Below are 4062 nucleotides of genomic sequence, written 5' to 3'. Positions count from 1 at the left end.
GTGCACATGGTCAGCGCCGGCGGCACCCGCCCGCACCGGGTGCACTTCCGGGATCCGTCGTTCACCAACCTGCAGGCGGTCGCGGCGATGTGCGAGGGCGGCCTGGTCGCCGACGTGATCGCGTCGGTGGCCAGCATCGACCCGGTGATGGGAGGCGTCGACCGATGACCGAGCTGAGCGACAAGACGGGTTCCGCCGACAAGACCGGCCGGGGCCGGCTGATGCCGCCGACGGCCGGCACCGACGGCAACCGGGTCTTCGTCCAGCTGGGCCGCCCGCCGGAGGAGCCCAACCAGTTCAGCCATCCCGGCGCGCCGCAGAGCTACCCGGACGAGGTGCGCGCCCGGCTGGTGGCCGACGCCGAGGAGATCATCGCCCGCTACCCGCAGCCGCGGTCGGCGATGCTCGCGCTGCTGCACCTGGTGCAGGCCGAGGACTCCTACCTCACGCCGGCCGGGCTCGCGTTCATCGCCGAGCTGCTCGAGCTGACCGGCGCCGACGTCGCCGCCACCGCCTCCTTCTACTCGATGTACCGGCGCAAACCGACCGGCACGTACCTGGTCGGGGTCTGCACCAACACGCTCTGCGCGGTGATGGGCGGCGACGCGATCTTCGACGAGCTCTCCGAACACCTCGGTGTCGACAACGAGGGCACCACCGAGGACGGCGCGATCACCCTGCAGCGGATCGAATGCAACGCGGCCTGCGACTGCGCCCCGGTGATGATGGTGAACTGGGAGTTCTTCGACGGCCAGACCCCGGCATCGGCCCGGCGGGTGGTCGACGACCTGCGTTCCGGCGCGCAGCTGCGGCCCAGCCGGGGCATGCCGCTGACCAGCTTCACCGAGATGCAGCGGACCCTGGCCGGCTTCCCCGACACCCGCCCCGACGACGGCCAGGGCGGGCCGGCGGAACCGACGCTGGCCGGGCTGCGCTACGCCCGGGAACACGACATGCACGCGCCCGAAGCCCCGGACGCATCGGCCGAAGGCGGTCGGCGATGACGCCGGCGGTCGGGGCCACCCCGCTCACCCCCGTGCTGAGCCGGTACTGGGACGAGCCCGAGTCGTGGACGCTGGAGAGCTACCGCCGCCACGACGGCTACCGCGGGCTGCAGCGGGCGCTGGGCATGCAACCCGACGAGGTGATCAACCTGGTCAAGGAGTCCGGGCTGCGCGGCCGGGGCGGTGCCGGCTTCTCCACCGGAACCAAGTGGTCGTTCGTGCCGCAGGGCGAGACCGAGCACGCCGGCAAGCCGCACTACCTGCTGGTCAACGCCGACGAATCCGAGCCCGGCACCTGCAAGGACATCCCGCTGATGCTGGCGACGCCGCACACGCTGATCGAGGGCATCGTCATCTGCTGCTACGCCATCCGGTCCAACCACGCGTTCATCTACCTGCGCGGCGAGGTGCTGCCGATCCTGCGCCGGGTGCACGCGGCGGTGGCCGATGCCTACGCCGCCGGCTACCTGGGCACGAACATCGGCGGGTCCGGTTTCGATCTGGACATCACCGTGCACGCCGGCGCCGGCGCCTACATCTGCGGCGAGGAGACCGCGCTGATCGACTCGCTGGAGGGCAACCGCGGCCAGCCGCGGCTGCGGCCGCCGTTCCCGGCGGTGGCCGGGCTGTACGCCTGCCCGACGGTGGTCAACAACGTGGAATCGATCGCCAGCGTGCCGTCGATCCTGCACAACGGCCCGGACTGGTTCCGCGCGATGGGCACCGAGAAGTCGAAGGGCTACACCATCTACTCGCTCTCCGGGCACGTCAACAAACCCGGTCAGTACGAGGCGCCGTTGGGCATCACGCTGCGTGAGCTGCTGGGCTACGCCGGCGGGGTCCGCACCGGGCACCGGCTGAAGTTCTGGACCCCGGGCGGGTCGTCGACGCCGTTGCTGACTGAGGAGCATCTGGACGTCCCGCTGGACTACGAGGGCATGGCGTCGGCCGGATCGATGTTGGGCACCAAGGCATTACAGATCTTCGACGAGACCACCTGCGTGGTGCGCGCCGCTCGGCGTTGGTCGGAGTTCTACAAGCACGAGTCGTGCGGCAAGTGCACCCCGTGCCGCGAGGGAACCTACTGGTTGGTACCGATCTACGAGCGGCTGGAGACCGGTCGCGGCACCGCCGAAGACCTGGACACGCTGCTCGACATCGCCGACGTGCTGTTCGGAAAGTCGTTCTGCGCGTTGGGTGACGGCGCGGCGATGCCGGTGAAATCCTCGATCGAGTATTTCCGTGACGAGTACATCGCCCACCTGGAGCAGGGTGGGTGCCCGTTCGACCCGAAAGCGAGCATGCACGTACCGAACGGAGGCACGGCGTGACCCGCCCCGGCGACCTGGAGTTGGTGACCTTCACCATCGACGACCGGCAGATCACCGTCCCCAAGGGCACACTGATCATCCGGGCCGCCGAACGGTGCGGCATCGACATCCCGCGGTTCTGCGACCACCCGCTGCTCGACCCGGTGGCCTGGTGCCGACAGTGCATGGTGGAGATCGAGGGCCAGCGCAAACCGCAGCCGTCGTGCGCGGTGGCCGCCACCGAGGGGATGGTGGTGCGCACCCAGCACACCTCGCCGGAGGCCGACCGGGCCCAGCACCTGGTGATGGAGCTGCTGCTGATCAACCACCCGCTGGACTGCCCGACCTGCGACAAGGGCGGCGAGTGCCCGCTGCAGAACCAGGCGATGCGGCACGGCCGCACCGAGACCCGGTTCGAGGAGGCCAAACGGGTCTTCCCCAAGCCGATCAACATCTCCAGCCAGGTGCTGCTGGACCGGGACCGGTGCATCATGTGTGCCCGGTGCACCCGGTTCGCAGGCGAGATCGCCGGCGACGTCTTCATCGAGATGATGGAGCGCGGCGCGCTGCAGCAGGTCGGGATCTACGCCGACCAGCCGTTCGACTCTTACTTCTCCGGCAACGTCGTCCAGATCTGTCCGGTCGGTGCGCTCACCGGCGCCTCCTACCGGTTCCGGGCCCGCCCGTTCGACCTGGTCTCCACCCCCAGCGTCTGCGAGCACTGCGCCGCCGGCTGCGCCCAGCGCACCGACCACCGCCGGGGCACGGTGCTGCGCCGGATGGCCGGCGAGGATCCGGAGGTCAACGAGGAGTGGAACTGCGACAAGGGCCGGTGGGCGTTCACCTACGCCACCCAGCGGGACCGGATCACCACGCCGCTGGTCCGCGACACCGACGGGAACCTCACCGCCACGTCGTGGCCGAACGCGCTGGCGCTGGCCGCCCGCGGGCTGGCCGCCGCGCGCGGCCGGGCCGGGGTGCTGGTCGGTGGCCGGGTGACCGCCGAAGACGCCTACGGCTACGCGAAATTCGCCCGGGTCGCGCTGAGCAGCGACGACGTCGACTTCCGGGCCCGGCCGCACTCCGCCGAAGAGGCCGCCTTCCTGGCCGCCCGGGTGGCCGGCGGCACGGTGGGCGTCAGCTACACCGGGTTGGAGGCCGCGCCGGCGGTGCTGCTGGTCGGTTTCGAGCCGGAGGAGGAGGCGCCGATCGTCTTCCTGCGGCTACGCAAGGCGGCCCGCAAACACCACACCCGGGTGTATTCGATCGCACCGTTCGCCGACCGCGCCCTAGCCAAGATGCTCGGCACGCTGGTCCCGGCGGTGCCCGGCGGCGAGGCGGCCGTGCTGGACGGCCTGCGCACCGGTGACGACCAGGCCCCGCTCGGCGCGGCGCTGCGCAGACCCGGCGCGGTGGTCCTGGTCGGCGAGCGGCTGGCCGGGTCGCCGGGGGCGCTGTCGGCCGCCGCCCGGCTGGCCGACGACACCGGTGCCCGGCTGGCCTGGGTGCCGCGCCGGGCCGGCGAGCGCGGGGCGCTGGACGCCGGCGCACTGGCCGGGCTGCTGCCCGGCGGCCGGCCGCTGACCGACGCCGGCGCCCGCGGCCAGGTCGCCGAGGTTTGGGGCGTGGCGGAGGCCGATCTGCCGTCGGCGCCGGGCCGGGACACCGACGCGATGCTGGCCGCGGCGGCCGACGGCACGCTGGCCGCCCTGCTGGTCGGCGGTGTGGACCCCGGCGACCTCACCGAC

The 4062-nt window shown here is 71.9% G+C and carries 4 protein-coding genes; all 4 read left to right on the top strand.

Features of this window, described 5'->3' with window-relative positions; translation table 11 throughout:
- A partial coding sequence (locus AC2VNT_RS05090; RefSeq protein WP_486945816.1) for an NADH-quinone oxidoreductase subunit D-related protein occupies positions 1–168 on the top strand: 168 nt, incomplete at its 5' end.
- A 53-nt stretch (positions 169–221) separates the two neighbouring features.
- Positions 222–1004 carry an NADH-quinone oxidoreductase subunit NuoE gene (gene nuoE / locus AC2VNT_RS05085; RefSeq protein WP_486945815.1) on the top strand — a complete coding sequence of 261 codons (783 nt, stop codon included), beginning with the start codon at positions 222–224 and terminating at the stop codon, positions 1002–1004.
- Entirely contained in the window at positions 1001–2335 is a 1335-nt protein-coding gene (nuoF, locus tag AC2VNT_RS05080) for an NADH-quinone oxidoreductase subunit NuoF (protein WP_486945814.1), read from the top strand. Before nuoE ends, nuoF begins: the two co-directional genes overlap by 4 nt.
- Positions 2332–4062, top strand: a 1731-nt coding sequence (locus tag AC2VNT_RS05075; protein ID WP_486945813.1) for an NADH-quinone oxidoreductase subunit G, incomplete at its 3' end; no start/stop codon positions are given. The genes nuoF and AC2VNT_RS05075, both read left to right, overlap by 4 nt.

The sequence above is a fragment of the Mycobacterium sp. TH-M15 genome (genome assembly GCF_057473705.1).
This window is presented reverse-complemented; position numbering and strand designations above follow the sequence as displayed.

What these genes read in the sequence shown, in the direction of transcription:
- nuoE (WP_486945815.1), top strand. Translation starts at nt 222, where the DNA reads ATGCCGCCGACGGCCGGCACCGACGGCAACCGGGTCTTCGTCCAGCTG.
- nuoF (WP_486945814.1), top strand. Translation starts at nt 1,001, where the DNA reads ATGACGCCGGCGGTCGGGGCCACCCCGCTCACCCCCGTGCTGAGCCGG.